Annotated in this window: 15 protein-coding genes; 9 read left to right on the plus strand and 6 right to left on the minus strand. The window is 54.2% G+C overall.

Translation table 11 applies throughout. The features are described from left to right. Positions 1-125: 125 nt before the first annotated feature. Both ibaG and murA read left to right on the plus strand, forming a co-directional pair. Entirely contained in the window at positions 126-380 is a 255-nt protein-coding gene (gene ibaG / locus WFO70_RS16535; protein ID WP_032614457.1) for a BolA family iron metabolism protein IbaG, read from the plus strand. A gap of 51 nt (positions 381-431) precedes the next feature. After that, complete coding sequence (gene murA / locus WFO70_RS16540; RefSeq protein ID WP_333853417.1) at positions 432-1691, plus strand: UDP-N-acetylglucosamine 1-carboxyvinyltransferase; 1260 nt, start codon at positions 432-434, stop codon at positions 1689-1691. Positions 1692-1751: 60 nt separating this feature from the next. On the opposite strand, the gene sfsB is transcribed toward murA, so the two are convergent. Both sfsB and ispB read right to left on the minus strand, forming a co-directional pair. Next, entirely contained in the window at positions 1752-2039 is a 288-nt protein-coding gene (gene sfsB, locus WFO70_RS16545; protein ID WP_337017604.1) for a DNA-binding transcriptional regulator SfsB, read from the minus strand. Between the two features lie 229 nt (positions 2040-2268). Then, entirely contained in the window at positions 2269-3240 is a 972-nt protein-coding gene (ispB, locus tag WFO70_RS16550; protein ID WP_106994825.1) for an octaprenyl diphosphate synthase, read from the minus strand. 256 nt (positions 3241-3496) lie between these two features. On the opposite strand from ispB, the gene rplU reads away from it, so the two are divergent. The 4 genes from rplU to cgtA all read left to right on the plus strand — a co-directional run bounded on the left by rplU (position 3497) and on the right by cgtA (position 6337). Continuing rightward, a complete protein-coding gene (gene rplU / locus WFO70_RS16555) occupies positions 3497-3808 on the plus strand; it encodes a 50S ribosomal protein L21 (RefSeq protein ID WP_015960603.1) in 312 nt (103 codons plus the stop codon). A 19-nt stretch (positions 3809-3827) separates the two neighbouring features. Next, on the plus strand, positions 3828-4085 hold the full coding sequence (gene rpmA / locus WFO70_RS16560; protein ID WP_007673187.1) for a 50S ribosomal protein L27: 258 nt from the start codon (positions 3828-3830) through the stop codon (positions 4083-4085). Between the two features lie 96 nt (positions 4086-4181). Continuing rightward, entirely contained in the window at positions 4182-5165 is a 984-nt protein-coding gene (locus tag WFO70_RS16565) for a DMT family transporter (protein ID WP_337017607.1), read from the plus strand. Then, the gene (cgtA, locus tag WFO70_RS16570) at positions 5162-6337 is read left to right on the plus strand and encodes an Obg family GTPase CgtA (RefSeq protein WP_106994822.1); all 1176 of its coding nucleotides are present in this window, start codon (positions 5162-5164) and stop codon (positions 6335-6337) included. Before WFO70_RS16565 ends, cgtA begins: the two co-directional genes overlap by 4 nt. A 36-nt stretch (positions 6338-6373) precedes the next feature. Here cgtA and pmrB read toward each other — a convergent pair whose 3' ends face one another. The 3 genes from pmrB to dacB are packed head-to-tail and all read right to left on the minus strand — an operon-like array spanning position 6374 to position 9512. Then, on the minus strand, positions 6374-7417 hold the full coding sequence (gene pmrB / locus WFO70_RS16575) for a two-component system sensor histidine kinase PmrB (RefSeq protein ID WP_337017609.1): 1044 nt from the start codon (positions 7415-7417) through the stop codon (positions 6374-6376). After that, a complete protein-coding gene (pmrA, locus tag WFO70_RS16580) occupies positions 7414-8076 on the minus strand; it encodes a two-component system response regulator PmrA (RefSeq protein WP_337017611.1) in 663 nt (220 codons plus the stop codon). Before pmrA ends, pmrB begins: the two co-directional genes overlap by 4 nt. Before the next feature lie 2 nt (positions 8077-8078). Next, entirely contained in the window at positions 8079-9512 is a 1434-nt protein-coding gene (dacB, locus tag WFO70_RS16585; RefSeq protein WP_337017613.1) for a serine-type D-Ala-D-Ala carboxypeptidase, read from the minus strand. Positions 9513-9757: 245 nt separating this feature from the next. Here dacB and greA point away from each other — a divergent pair, with 245 nt between their 5' ends. Beyond that, positions 9758-10234, plus strand: a complete 477-nt coding sequence (greA, locus tag WFO70_RS16590) for a transcription elongation factor GreA (protein ID WP_337017615.1) — start codon at positions 9758-9760, stop codon at positions 10232-10234. Positions 10235-10386: 152 nt separating this feature from the next. On the opposite strand, the gene yhbY is transcribed toward greA, so the two are convergent. Further along, positions 10387-10680 carry a ribosome assembly RNA-binding protein YhbY gene (gene yhbY / locus WFO70_RS16595; RefSeq protein WP_095099897.1) on the minus strand — a complete coding sequence of 98 codons (294 nt, stop codon included), beginning with the start codon at positions 10678-10680 and terminating at the stop codon, positions 10387-10389. A gap of 122 nt (positions 10681-10802) precedes the next feature. Here yhbY and rlmE point away from each other — a divergent pair, with 122 nt between their 5' ends. Both rlmE and ftsH read left to right on the plus strand, forming a co-directional pair. After that, the gene (gene rlmE, locus WFO70_RS16600) at positions 10803-11429 is read left to right on the plus strand and encodes a 23S rRNA (uridine(2552)-2'-O)-methyltransferase RlmE (RefSeq protein WP_032614435.1); all 627 of its coding nucleotides are present in this window, start codon (positions 10803-10805) and stop codon (positions 11427-11429) included. 102 nt (positions 11430-11531) lie between these two features. Continuing rightward, positions 11532-13466: an ATP-dependent zinc metalloprotease FtsH gene (ftsH, locus tag WFO70_RS16605; RefSeq protein WP_106994816.1), complete on the plus strand. Its 1935-nt coding sequence runs from the start codon at positions 11532-11534 to the stop codon at positions 13464-13466. The last annotated feature ends 73 nt before the right edge of the window (positions 13467-13539 follow it).

The raw sequence follows: 13539 nt of genomic DNA on the forward strand, positions 1-13539 counted from the left end.
TTTTTTCAGTACGTTACTATCAAAAGCCCCGACTGTTTCATCGTCGGGGCTTTTTGCTTGTTTAAGACCGCGCCACTTTGCTCTAAGATGTTGGGCTTGTTTTCACACCAGATGATAGAGATCCCATGGAAAATCATGAAATCCAGACCGTGCTGATGAACGCACTTGCCCTCCAGGAAGCCCACGTCTCCGGCGACGGCAGCCACTTTCAGGTTATTGCTGTGGGAGAGATCTTTGACGGCATGAGCCGCGTGAAAAAACAGCAGGCTGTTTATGCGCCGCTGATGGAATATATCGCGGATAATCGCATTCATGCCCTGTCGATCAAGGCGTTCACCCCAACTGAGTGGGCACGCGATCGCAAACTAAACGGTTTTTGAGCTGAGGGTGATTTGCCCGCAGCACGGTTGAATTCATACAGAGAGTAAATCATGGACAAATTTCGTGTTCAGGGACCTACGCGTCTCCAGGGCGAAGTCACAATTTCCGGCGCCAAAAACGCCGCGCTGCCGATCCTCTTCGCCGCACTGCTTGCGGAAGAGCCGGTAGAGATCCAGAACGTCCCGAAACTGAAAGACATTGATACCACCATGAAGCTGCTCGGCCAGCTGGGTACCAAGGTTGAGCGTAACGGATCCGTGTGGATCGACGCCAGCAACGTTAACAACTTCTCCGCGCCGTACGACCTGGTGAAAACAATGCGCGCCTCCATCTGGGCGCTGGGTCCGCTGGTGGCCCGTTTTGGTCAGGGTCAGGTGTCTCTTCCGGGCGGCTGCGCTATTGGTGCACGTCCGGTCGATCTGCATATTTTCGGCCTTGAGAAGCTGGGCGCTGAAATTAAGCTGGAAGAGGGTTACGTCAAAGCCTCCGTCAATGGTCGCCTGAAGGGCGCGCATATCGTGATGGATAAGGTGAGCGTTGGCGCAACCGTCACCATCATGTCTGCGGCTACGCTGGCAGAAGGCACCACAATCATCGAGAACGCCGCGCGTGAGCCAGAGATTGTGGACACCGCAAACTTCCTGAATACGCTGGGAGCGAAGATCACCGGCCAGGGTACCGACCGTATCACCATCGAAGGCGTTGAGCGTCTGGGTGGCGGTGTGTATCGCGTCCTGCCTGACCGTATCGAAACCGGGACCTTCCTGGTCGCGGCGGCCATCTCCGGCGGGAAGATCGTCTGTCGTAACGCCCAGCCTGATACCCTGGATGCGGTACTGGCTAAGCTGCGTGATGCCGGTGCGGACATCGAAATTGGTGAAGACTGGATCAGCCTGGACATGCACGGTAAGCGTCCTAAGGCCGTGAATGTGCGTACTGCTCCGCATCCGGCATTCCCGACCGACATGCAGGCGCAGTTCACGCTGCTGAACCTGGTGGCAGAAGGAACGGGCTTCATTACCGAAACCATTTTCGAAAACCGCTTTATGCACGTACCGGAACTGATCCGTATGGGCGCCCATGCTGAGATCGAAAGCAACACTGTGATCTGTCATGGCGTGGAAAAATTGTCCGGTGCGCAGGTGATGGCGACGGATCTGCGTGCATCTGCGAGCCTGGTGCTGGCGGGCTGTATTGCGGAAGGGACGACGCTGGTGGACCGTATTTATCATATCGATCGCGGCTATGAACGCATCGAAGATAAACTGCGTGCACTGGGTGCAAATATTGAGCGTGTGAAAGGCGAGTAATCGTTAAGGCAGCCCCCTGCCATCTCGACCGGGGGGTTGCTGGTCCCGTTTAACAGAGCGTCATTCCTGGCGCTCTTTTTGTTGTCTTCTCTGGCGCATCATGCGCGTTCTGTCGACAAACTCATGGGTTATCGGGTCATGGTAGCGTGATGGCCAAATCACCCAGGGGTCGGTACCTAACGCAGTGGCAATGATCAGTTCTCCCTTCGGCCATGGGCGCGTCAGCGCGTTTGCCAGGGTAGATGAACTGAGGCCATTCCGGCGGGATTCTGCAGCCAGGGATGTTCCCTTTTTGCGCAGCGCGGCAATAATATCGGCCGAGTGCCAGTCGATAAATTTCTTATCCATTCAGCGTTCCCTCTGTTCTGGTACGTTCACGTCATTTCAATTAAATGACCTGGTTACTATACCTTCTTCGAACAGCGGTTCTAAAAAGTTCGCGTTACTGGAAGCAACATTCAGATTTTGCCAGGGCTTTAATCATGCGGCCTGTAAGCGGATTCTTTAATAACGTTATGGATAATATTTGGAATTTACTGGAACTCTCTTTTCATGAAAAAGAGAGTTCCCTGTTCCCTTATCGATCGCGCTGAACAGCGATATGCGCGAGACCGATCAGGGCATCTCGCCACGGGCTGTCAGGGATGACCTGAAGTGCGACTATGGCTTTATCCGCTTCTTCCTCGGCACGCTGACGTGTCCATTCCAGGGAACCACAGGTCGCCATTGCTTCCAGTACTGGTTCCAGAAGGTGTCGGCCGTTTCCTTGTTCAATGGCTTCGCGGATCAGGTTTGCCTGCTCAGGCGTGCCGTTACGCATGGCGTGCAGCAGCGGAAGCGTCGGTTTACCCTCGTTGAGATCGTCACCAACGTTTTTGCCCAGGGTTTCGCCATCGGCGCTGTAATCGAGCAGATCGTCGATCAGCTGGAAGGCAGTGCCAAGGTAGCGGCCATAATCCTGCAGGCCACGTTCCTGCTCTTCAGAACAGCCAGCCAGAATACCGGAGCACTGGGCAGCAGCTTCAAACAGACGCGCGGTTTTGCTGTAGATCACCCGCATGTAGTTCTCTTCGGTGATGTCCGGATCGTTGACGTTCATAAGCTGCAGAACTTCGCCTTCCGCGATAACGTTCACCGCTTTGGACATCACCTCCAGCACCTTCAGCGACCCAAGGCTGGTCATCATCTGGAAGGCACGGGTATAGATAAAATCCCCCACCAGCACGCTGGCAGCATTGCCAAACGCTGCATTGGCGGTGGCTTTGCCACGACGCATATCGGATTCATCGACAACGTCATCATGCAGCAGCGTGGCGGTATGAATAAATTCGATCAGAGCAGCAATAGTGACGTGCGCATTCCCCTGATAGCCTACCGCGCGAGCGGCCAGCACAGCGATCATCGGACGGATGCGTTTGCCCCCGCCGCTGACGATGTAGTAACCCAACTGATTGATTAGGGAAACGTCGGAGTCGAGCTGTTCCAGGATCGCTGCATTTACACCCGCCATATCTTGCGCGGTTAACTCATTGATTTTTTCTAAATTCATCGCAAAAGCCGGGCTTGTAGTCCTGTTTTCCACATTTCGAATGGGCTAACGTAGGGTTCGGTTTATCAATAGTAGCGCTGATTGTACTGAAAAAACGCCTCAGATAAACGTTACCGTACGTGTTGTGTTTTTTTTCTTCATGTATTGACGGTAGCACTTGTCAAAGGCTCGTGTTTTGCGTAATATTCGCGCCCTATTGTGAATATTTATAGCGCACTCTGAATCACACGAGGATGTGCGCGGAAGCGGAGTTTATATGTACGCGGTTTTCCAAAGTGGTGGTAAACAACACCGAGTAAGCGAAGGTCAGACCGTTCGCCTGGAAAAGCTGGACATCGCAACTGGCGAAGCTGTTGAGTTCGCTGAAGTTCTGATGATCGCAAACGGTGAAGAAGTCAAAATCGGCGTTCCTTTCGTTGATGGCGGCGTTATCAAAGCTGAAGTTGTTGCTCATGGTCGTGGCGAGAAAGTTAAAATCGTTAAGTTTCGTCGTCGTAAACACTACCGTAAGCAGCAGGGCCACCGTCAGTGGTTCACTGATGTGAAAATTACTGGCATCAGCGCCTAAGACCTGAGGAGAGATTTAAATGGCACATAAAAAGGCTGGCGGCTCCACACGTAACGGTCGCGATTCAGAAGCTAAACGCCTTGGCGTTAAGCGTTTCGGTGGCGAAACTGTTCTGGCGGGTAGCATCATCGTTCGTCAGCGTGGCACTAAGTTCCACGCGGGTAACAACGTAGGTTGCGGTCGTGACCACACTCTGTTTGCTAAAGCAGACGGTAAAGTGAAATTTGAAGTTAAAGGCCCGAACAACCGTAAATACATCAGCATTGTTGCTGAGTAAGGTTTTCTCGGTCCGGTAACGGATTAAAGCCCCGCAACGTGTTGCGGGGCTTTTTACATTGGAAACCCGGTAATTTTTTCTGTAGGGAAAACGGGCATGAAGCAGCAGGCCGGCATTGGTATTCTTTTGGCGCTCACCACCGCAATGTGCTGGGGTGCTCTGCCAATTGCAATGAAGCAGGTACTGGAAGTGATGGAGCCGCCGACGGTGGTGTTCTACCGCTTTCTGATGGCCGGTATAGGGTTGGGGACGATCCTTGCGATAAAAGGTAAGCTTCCTCCTCTGCGCATCTTTCGTAAACCGCGCTGGCTGGTAATGCTGGCGATTGCGACAGGTGGCCTGTTCGGTAACTTCATTCTGTTCAGTTCTTCCCTGCAATACCTCAGCCCTACGGCCTCGCAGGTCATTGGCCAGCTCTCACCGGTCGGCATGATGGTGGCCAGCGTCTTCATCCTCAAAGAGAAGATGCGCGGCACGCAGATTATCGGGGCACTGATGTTGCTCTGCGGTCTGGTGTTGTTTTTCAATACCAGTCTGATTGAGATATTTACTCGCCTGACGGATTACACCTGGGGTGTGATTTTCGGCGTGAGTGCAGCGGCGGTGTGGGTGAGTTATGGCGTCGCGCAAAAGGTGTTATTGCGCCGTCTGGCGTCACAGCAGATCCTGTTTTTGCTGTACACTTTATGTACTATTGCACTGTTGCCGTTGGCGAAGCCGGGAGTGATTACCCAGTTAAGCGACTGGCAGCTGGCGTGTCTGATCTTTTGTGGTCTGAACACGCTAGTCGGTTATGGCGCGCTGGCAGAAGCGATGGCGCGCTGGCAGGCAGCACAGGTGAGCGCACTGATCACGCTGACCCCGCTGTTTACGCTGTTATTTTCAGATTTATTATCAATGGCCTGGCCCGATTTCTTCGTCAAACCGATGTTAAACCTGTTGGCTTATCTCGGCGCGTTTGTCGTGGTTGCGGGCGCGATGTATTCCGCCATTGGTCATCGTCTTTGGGGACGTTGGCGCAAAAATGAAGCGGTTGTAGTGTCCCCCGCTCAGGCGAATGATTTACGGAGAGTAAAATGAAGTTTGTTGATGAAGCAACGATCCTGGTCGTGGCAGGTGATGGCGGTAATGGTTGCGTTAGCTTCCGCCGTGAAAAATACATTCCGCGTGGCGGCCCTGACGGCGGCGACGGCGGTGACGGCGGTGACGTATGGCTTGAAGCCGACGAGAACCTTAACACCCTGATCGACTACCGTTTCGAAAAAGCTTTCCGCGCAGAGCGTGGCCAGAACGGCCAGAGCCGTGACTGTACCGGCAAACGCGGTAAAGATGTCAGCGTAAAAGTGCCGGTCGGGACCCGCGTTATCGATCAGGGCACCGGCGAAACCATGGGTGATATGACCAAACACGGTCAGCGCCTGATGGTGGCCAAAGGCGGCTGGCACGGTCTGGGCAACACCCGTTTCAAATCCTCCGTGAACCGTTCCCCGCGTCAAAAAACGATGGGTACGCCGGGCGACAAACGCGATCTGCAGCTCGAACTGATGTTGCTGGCTGACGTCGGGATGCTGGGGATGCCGAATGCCGGTAAATCTACCTTCATCCGCGCGGTCTCTGCGGCCAAGCCGAAAGTGGCTGACTATCCGTTTACCACCCTGGTGCCAAGCCTCGGCGTGGTGCGTATGGACACCGAGAAGAGCTTCGTCGTAGCCGATATCCCGGGTCTGATCGAAGGCGCCGCGGAAGGGGCTGGTTTAGGGATCCGCTTCCTGAAACACCTTGAGCGTTGCCGCGTTCTGCTGCACCTCATCGATATCGATCCGATCGACGGTTCCGATCCGGTGGAAAACGCCCGCATCATTATTGGCGAGCTGGAAAAATACAGCGATAAGCTGGCTGCTAAGCCGCGCTGGCTGGTCTTCAACAAGATCGACCTGATGGACAAAGCAGAAGCCGAAGCGAAGGCGAAAGCCATTGCTGAAGCGATGGGCTGGGAAGATAAATACTATCTTATCTCTGCTGCAAGCCAGATGGGCGTGAAAGACCTGTGTTGGGATGTGATGACCTTCATCATCGAGAACCCGGTTACGCAGGCAGAAGAAGCGAAACAGCCTGAAAAAGTCGAATTCATGTGGGATGACTACCACCGTCAGCAGCTTGAAGAGCAGACGGAAGAAGAAGACGACGAAGACTGGGATGACGACTGGGACGAAGACGACGAAGAAGGCGTCGAATTCATCTACAAGCGTTAAGACCGTCAATGGCCCCCTTACTAAGGGGGCTTTTTTTTAGTTCAGTTTGGCCGGAAGCCAGCAGCCGACCGTCAGCCCGCCTTCGGGACGGTTTTCCAGGGTCAGTTTGCCGCGGTGCAGCTGCACGATACGCTGTACGATGCTCAACCCCAGTCCGCTGCCGCCATAGCGTTGATCGATACGGCGAAACGGCTCGGTAATGGACTGGCGATGGGCCTCATCAATGCCTGGCCCCTGATCGCAGACGCTTACCAGCGTACCCTCGTCGATTTCCTGCATCCTGACTTCAATGGTGGTTCCTGCGGGGCTGTAACGCACCGCGTTCTCCAGCAAATTGCGCAGCATCAGCCGTAACAGAATTGCATCCCCCTGAACGCTCTGGGAGCCCGTCTGCGGCCAGATCAGGGTGTGATCTTTGGCCTCATTCTCCAGCGCCAGCGGCGCAAAAATGGATTCGCGCCAGTTAACCGTCTCGTAATGACCGCTGGCCAGAGCCTGGCCTGCACGGGCCAGCATCAGGAGCTGCTCCACGGTATGCATCAGCTGGTCGATTCGCGCAACCAGTGTCGTCGCCTGGGGAGAGCCAGACTGCGCCATCAGCTCCAAATGCAGGCGAATGCCCGCCAGTGGGGTACGCAGCTCGTGTGCGGCATCAGCGGTGAACAAGCGCTCCTGCTGAATGGTTTGATCCAGCCGGGCGAGAAGCTGATTAAGCGAGGTGGTCACAGCGCCAATCTCTTCCATATCGGAGTACATCGGCAGCGGAGAGAGGTTATCAGCAGAACGGTTTGCCAGGCTGGTGCGGAGCTGGTTGAGCGGGCGGGTGATCCAGGTGACGGCCCAGAAGGAGAACAGCAGCGTAAAACCGACCATTACCAGCGAAGGTACCAGCAACGAGGCGATCGCTTCCCGGATCTCTTTCTCTACATGCTGGTTACGGGCTTTTGCCGAAAGCGTCTCATTGACCAGAAAGCTGATTTGCTCCCGGCTTTCATGCCAGAGCCAGATGACGCTGACCAGTTGAAAGAAGAGCAGAATGACTGCCAACAGCACCATCAAACGACGGCGCATGCTGTTCATTTTTTACTCTCCAGACGATAACCCACGCCGCGCACGGTTTTGATCCGGTCTTTGCCCAGCTTACGCCGCAGATTATGGATATGGACTTCGAGGGTGTTCGAGCCGGGATCGTCCTGCCAGGAGTAGATATCCTGCTGTAAGGTCTCCCGGTGAACGGTCTGCCCGGTACGCATGATCAGCCGCGTCAGCAGGGCGAACTCTTTCGGCGTGACCTCCACCGGCAGCGACTGCTGTAATACCTGCTGCGTTTGCAGATTCAGCGTCAGATCCCCGTCGCTGAGCAGGTTATCACTGTGCCCCTGATAACGCCGGATCAAGGCTCTGGCCCGCGCCTGCAGTTCCGCCAGGGCAAAGGGTTTCACCAGATAGTCGTCGGCACCAGAATCCAGACCGTTGATTCTGTCTTCCAGCGCATCGCGTGCCGTCAGGATCAGCACCGGATTATCCACCCCACGACGACGCCACTGACTGAGCAGGGTAGCCCCGTCTTTATCCGGCAGCCCGAGATCGAGGATCACCAGGCTGTATTCACCGCTCTGAATAAGGCCGTCAGCCTCGGCGGCAGTGCCCGCGCAATCAAGCGTATAGCCCTCGGCAGCGAGCGCCAGGGCCAGCCCTTCCTGTAGCAGCAGATCATCTTCGACAATGAGTAATTTCATCACTAATTATTCTGGTAAATATCCTTGTAAAGCCGGCTCTCAAAGCGCACCAGCGGGATACGGCGATTGCGTTGGTCTGCAGGTTCAACCGCGTAGCCTGAAAGATACTGCACAAATGCCATCCGCTGCCCGCTGGCTGTGGTGATAAACCCGGCAAGGTTATACACCCCCTGCAGCGAGCCTGTCTTGGCGGAGACTTTGCCATCCACGCCCGCGGCATGCAGGCCGGCCCGGTACTGCAGGGAGCCGTCGTAACCGGCGAGCGGCAGCATCGAGATAAAGTTTAGTTCAGTGTCGTGCTGAGCAATGTACTGAAGCACCTGCATCATGGTCGCAGGGGAGATCAGGTTGTGGCGCGAAAGACCAGAACCATCGACCGCGATGGTATTCCCGAGTTCGATACCGGCCTGCTGACGCAGGATCTGCCGCACCGCATCTGAACCGGCACGCCAGGTGCCAGGCACGCCGAAGCGGGCATGACCAATCATGCGAAACACGGTGTCGGCGATCATGTTGTCTGATTTTTTCAGCATGATCTTCAGCAGATCGTGTAGCGGGGCTGACTGCTTAGTGGCAATCACGGTACCCGGCTCGTTGGTTTGCGTCTGGCGCAACAGCGTGCCGCTGTAGGTGATATTCGCCTGCTTCAGTTCGTCTTTCAGGATCGCCCCGGCATAGCCCGCGCCATCCTGGATGGCAAAAGCGAGCGGCAGCGGATCGGCGCGTTGGGTCAGGCAACCGGTCAGCGTGAAGCGGTTAAGATCGCCCGGTACCACGTCTAGCTCGCAGTATTGCGCTTCCGGCGACCCTTTCGCCAGGGTTCGCACCTGACTGAACATGGTGACCGGGTAGTAGGAGGCCACACGGATAAAGGCTAAATCATTAGGTTTTGGCGCGCTGTACAGCGAGACGGAGAAGCAGTTGCGATCGACGATCGCGGCCGCAGGTGGTGCGCTAAAGCACTGGGTCATGTCGTTCCATGGCCAGCCTGGGGCTTTATCGTGGCTGGCGAAGATCGACGTGTCGATAAGCACATTTCCTTCAATGCGCTGCACGCCTGACTTCTTTAGCACGGCAACCATATTGCGAATATCCTGACGCTTAAATGTCGGATCGCCGCCAAAACGGGCAATAAGATCGCCCTTCAGCACGCCGCTCTCAACGTTGCCTTTGCTCTCAAGCGTGGTGGTAAAACGAAAATCGGGCCCCAGCTGTAGCAGGGCGGCCAGCGCCGTGATCACCTTTTGCGTACTGGCGGGCAGGGCCATCTGCTGGCTGTGATAATCAATTTCAGGCGCCTGAGCGCCTACCTTCTGCACCATCAGGGCCAGGTTGGCGCCATCGGGCAGCTGATTAATATACTCGTCGACGTTCGCTGCCTGGACAGTGAACGCAATCGTGGTGGTCAATCCGATGATAAATCTGGAAAATCGCATAATCTCGCGCTAACAACCCGGAAACAAACCGCCATACTACGGCCCAACGCCCTGTAAAGTAAACGATGACCCATACTGAACTTCGCGGTAAAATGCGTATCAAATTGAAAATTGCTGCTGACCTGGAACTTTGCTTCCGGGTCAGTTTTCTTTTGCTTCTGACCTGTGCCAGGCTGTGATGCCTGCGGGGCCAGTCGTCGGGTCGGTTACCCGTACCCAACAGGAATGTCAAAGAGGTATAACAAATGCAAGCTATTCCGATGACCTTACGTGGGGCTGAAAAACTGCGCGAAGAACTGGATTTTCTGAAATCTGTGCGCCGCCCTGAAATCATTGCAGCCATCGCGGATGCGCGTGAGCATGGCGATCTGAAGGAAAACGCCGAGTATCACGCTGCGCGTGAGCAGCAGGGGTTTTGCGAAGGGCGTATCAAAGATATCGAAGCCAAGCTGTCGAATGCGCAGGTGATTGATATCACCAAAATGCCTAACAACGGGCGTGTCATTTTTGGCTGCACCGTTACCGTGATCAATCTGGATACCGATGAAGAAGTTTCTTACCGCATCGTGGGTGATGACGAGGCTGATTTTAAGCAGAATCTGATCTCAGTAAACTCGCCGATTGCCCGCGGTCTGATTGGTAAAGAGCAGGACGATGTGGTCACCATCCGCACCCCGGGTGGGGAAGTGGAGTTCGAAATTATCAAGGTTGATTACCTGTAATTCGCATCTCACGCCAGATGTTGATACATTGTAAAGATAGGAAAAAGGCCGCATAGCGGCCTTTTATCAACTCAAGGAGCATGGCATTTTGCTCACCTGCTTAAGAAAAACCCCTCGTTTTACACAGAAAATGTGTTCAATTCAGGATAATCTTAGCGTGGCAGCGAGATTTTACGCTCTTTAGATGGGCGGTAGAGCACCAGCGTTTTACCGATGACCTGTACATTACAGGCGCCGGTTTCGCGCACGATTGCTTCCACGATCAAAGTCTTGGTCTCTCTGTCTTCAGAGGCGATTTTCACTTTGATTAATTCGTGGTGCTCCAGCGCTTGTTCAATCTCGGCCAGTACCCCTTCGGTCAAACCATTGTTGCCAAGCATAACTACAGGCTTGAGCGGATGTGCCAGACCTTTAAGGTGCTGTTTTTGTTTAGTACTCAGATTCATCGTATATTTTTGCTTACGTTGGGATTGAAAACGGTTCATTCTACCGCCATCTCCCTAATATCGCCAAATTGCTGAGTGGAAATTTACACCACTGGCTACGATGAACCAGGACGGAAAGTTAAATGACAGGTAAAAAGCGTTCTGCAAGCTCGAGCCGCTGGCTCCAGGAACACTTTAGCGATAAATATGTTCTACAGGCACAGAAAAAGGGGTTACGTTCCCGTGCCTGGTTTAAACTTGATGAAATACAGCAAAGTGACAAACTCTTTAAGCCGGGGATGACGGTAGTCGACCTCGGTGCAGCGCCCGGTGGATGGTCGCAATATGCGGTGACACAAATCGGCGGAACGGGCCGAATCATCGCCTGCGATCTTTTGCCTATGGATCCCATCGTTGGTGTGGACTTCCTTCAGGGCGATTTTCGTGATGAATTAGTACTGAAAGCGTTACTTGAACGGGTAGGTGACAGTAAAGTTCAGGTTGTCATGTCCGATATGGCGCCAAATATGTGCGGAACACCGGCGGTGGATATCCCTCGCTCCATGTATCTGGTAGAACTGGCGTTAGAAATGAGTCGTGATGTATTAGCGCCGGGTGGTAGTTTTTTAGTGAAGGTGTTCCAGGGCGAAGGTTTCGAGGAGTATCTGAAGGAAATTCGCTCCCTGTTTACGAAGGTCAAAGTTCGTAAGCCGGACTCTTCACGTGCGCGTTCACGTGAAGTGTATATTGTAGCGACCGGGCGAAAATGATAGCCGGTAGATTTCAGGCGAAAGTTTGAAATCAATCGGATACAGAGTATCCTGACGCTGTTTTTAACACAGTTGTAATAAGAGGTTAATCCCTTGAGTGACATGGCGAAAAACCTAATACTCTGGCTGGTCATTGCCGTTGTGCTGATGTCAGTATTCCAGAGCTTTGGGCCCAGCGAGTCTAATGGCCGCAAGGTGGACTACTCTACCTTCCTGCAAGAGGTCAACCAGGATCAGGTTCGCGAAGCGCGTATCAACGGACGTGAGATTAACGTTACCAAGAAAGATAGTAACCGTTACACGACTTACATTCCGGTGAACGATCCTAAGCTGCTTGATAACCTTCTGACTAAAAACGTCAAGGTGGTCGGTGAGCCGCCGGAAGAGCCAAGCCTGCTGGCTTCTATCTTCATTTCCTGGTTCCCGATGCTGCTGCTTATCGGCGTCTGGATCTTCTTTATGCGTCAAATGCAGGGCGGCGGTGGCAAAGGTGCCATGTCGTTCGGCAAGAGTAAGGCGCGTATGTTGACGGAAGACCAGATCAAAACCACTTTTGCGGACGTGGCAGGTTGCGACGAAGCAAAAGAAGAGGTGGGTGAGCTGGTTGAATACCTGCGTGAGCCGAGCCGTTTCCAGAAACTGGGCGGTAAGATCCCGAAAGGCGTCCTGATGGTCGGCCCTCCGGGTACCGGTAAAACCCTGCTGGCGAAAGCCATCGCCGGTGAAGCGAAGGTCCCGTTCTTTACCATTTCCGGTTCTGACTTCGTGGAAATGTTCGTGGGTGTCGGCGCATCTCGTGTGCGTGACATGTTCGAACAGGCCAAGAAAGCGGCACCGTGCATCATCTTCATCGATGAAATCGACGCCGTGGGCCGCCAGCGTGGCGCAGGCCTGGGCGGTGGTCACGATGAACGTGAGCAGACCCTGAACCAGATGCTGGTTGAGATGGACGGCTTTGAAGGTAACGAAGGTATTATCGTTATCGCGGCAACTAACCGTCCGGACGTTCTTGACCCTGCGCTGCTGCGTCCAGGCCGTTTCGACCGTCAGGTTGTGGTTGGTCTGCCAGACGTTCGCGGTCGTGAGCAGATCCTGAAAGTGCATATGCGTCGCGTACCGCTGTCACCGGATATCGATGCGGCAATCATTGCGCGCGGCACCCCGGGCTTCTCCGGTGCGGATCTGGCTAACCTGGTGAACGAAGCTGCACTGTTTGCCGCTCGCGGTAACAAGCGCGTCGTATCGATGGTGGAGTTCGAGAAAGCGAAAGACAAAATCATGATGGGTGCGGAACGTCGCTCCATGGTGATGACGGAAGCGCAGAAAGAATCCACGGCTTACCACGAAGCAGGTCATGCGATTATCGGTCGCCTGGTACCGGAACACGATCCGGTGCATAAAGTGACGATTATTCCGCGTGGTCGTGCGCTGGGCGTAACGTTCTTCCTGCCGGAAGGCGATGCTATCAGCGCCAGCCGCCAGAAACTGGAAAGTCAGATTTCAACCCTCTACGGTGGTCGTCTGGCAGAAGAGATTATCTACGGTGTGGAACATGTTTCGACCGGTGCGTCCAACGACATTAAAGTCGCGACCAACCTGGCGCGTAACATGGTGACCCAGTGGGGCTTCTCCGACAAACTCGGTCCGCTGCTGTATGCAGAGGAAGAGGGTGAAGTGTTCCTCGGTCGTTCTGTGGCGAAAGCGAAACATATGTCCGATGAGACGGCACGTATCATCGATCAGGAAGTTAAATCTCTGGTTGAGCGTAACTATGCACGTGCTCGCCAGATCCTGAACGACAATATGGACATCCTGCATTCGATGAAAGATGCACTCATGAAATATGAGACCATCGATGCACCGCAGATTGATGACCTGATGGCGCGCCGCGAAGTGCGTCCGCCAGCGGGCTGGGAAGACCCAGGCGCTTCCAACAACTCTGACAACAATGGCACGCCACGTGCGCCGCGTCCGGTCGATGAACCGCGTACGCCAAACCCGGGCAACACCATGTCAGAACAGTTGGGCGACAAATAAGTCAACGCTGTAGATGATGTTCTCATTACCTGAAACCCTGGGGCTTGCCCCGGGGTTTTTCTTGTCTGCTTAA

This window comes from Leclercia sp. AS011 (assembly GCF_037152535.1).
GTDB lineage: Bacteria > Pseudomonadota > Gammaproteobacteria > Enterobacterales > Enterobacteriaceae > Enterobacter.

Coding starts and splice junctions, on each gene's coding strand:
- ibaG (WP_032614457.1), top strand. CDS start 126: ATGGAAAATCATGAAATCCAGACCGTGCTGATGAACGCACTTGCCCTC.
- murA (WP_333853417.1), top strand. CDS start 432: ATGGACAAATTTCGTGTTCAGGGACCTACGCGTCTCCAGGGCGAAGTC.
- sfsB (WP_337017604.1), bottom strand. CDS start 2,039: ATGGATAAGAAATTTATCGACTGGCACTCGGCCGATATTATTGCCGCG.
- ispB (WP_106994825.1), bottom strand. CDS start 3,240: ATGAATTTAGAAAAAATCAATGAGTTAACCGCGCAAGATATGGCGGGT.
- rplU (WP_015960603.1), top strand. CDS start 3,497: ATGTACGCGGTTTTCCAAAGTGGTGGTAAACAACACCGAGTAAGCGAA.
- rpmA (WP_007673187.1), top strand. CDS start 3,828: ATGGCACATAAAAAGGCTGGCGGCTCCACACGTAACGGTCGCGATTCA.
- WFO70_RS16565 (WP_337017607.1), top strand. CDS start 4,182: ATGAAGCAGCAGGCCGGCATTGGTATTCTTTTGGCGCTCACCACCGCA.
- cgtA (WP_106994822.1), top strand. CDS start 5,162: ATGAAGTTTGTTGATGAAGCAACGATCCTGGTCGTGGCAGGTGATGGC.
- pmrB (WP_337017609.1), bottom strand. CDS start 7,417: ATGAACAGCATGCGCCGTCGTTTGATGGTGCTGTTGGCAGTCATTCTG.
- pmrA (WP_337017611.1), bottom strand. CDS start 8,076: ATGAAATTACTCATTGTCGAAGATGATCTGCTGCTACAGGAAGGGCTG.
- dacB (WP_337017613.1), bottom strand. CDS start 9,512: ATGCGATTTTCCAGATTTATCATCGGATTGACCACCACGATTGCGTTC.
- greA (WP_337017615.1), top strand. CDS start 9,758: ATGCAAGCTATTCCGATGACCTTACGTGGGGCTGAAAAACTGCGCGAA.
- yhbY (WP_095099897.1), bottom strand. CDS start 10,680: ATGAATCTGAGTACTAAACAAAAACAGCACCTTAAAGGTCTGGCACAT.
- rlmE (WP_032614435.1), top strand. CDS start 10,803: ATGACAGGTAAAAAGCGTTCTGCAAGCTCGAGCCGCTGGCTCCAGGAA.
- ftsH (WP_106994816.1), top strand. CDS start 11,532: ATGGCGAAAAACCTAATACTCTGGCTGGTCATTGCCGTTGTGCTGATG.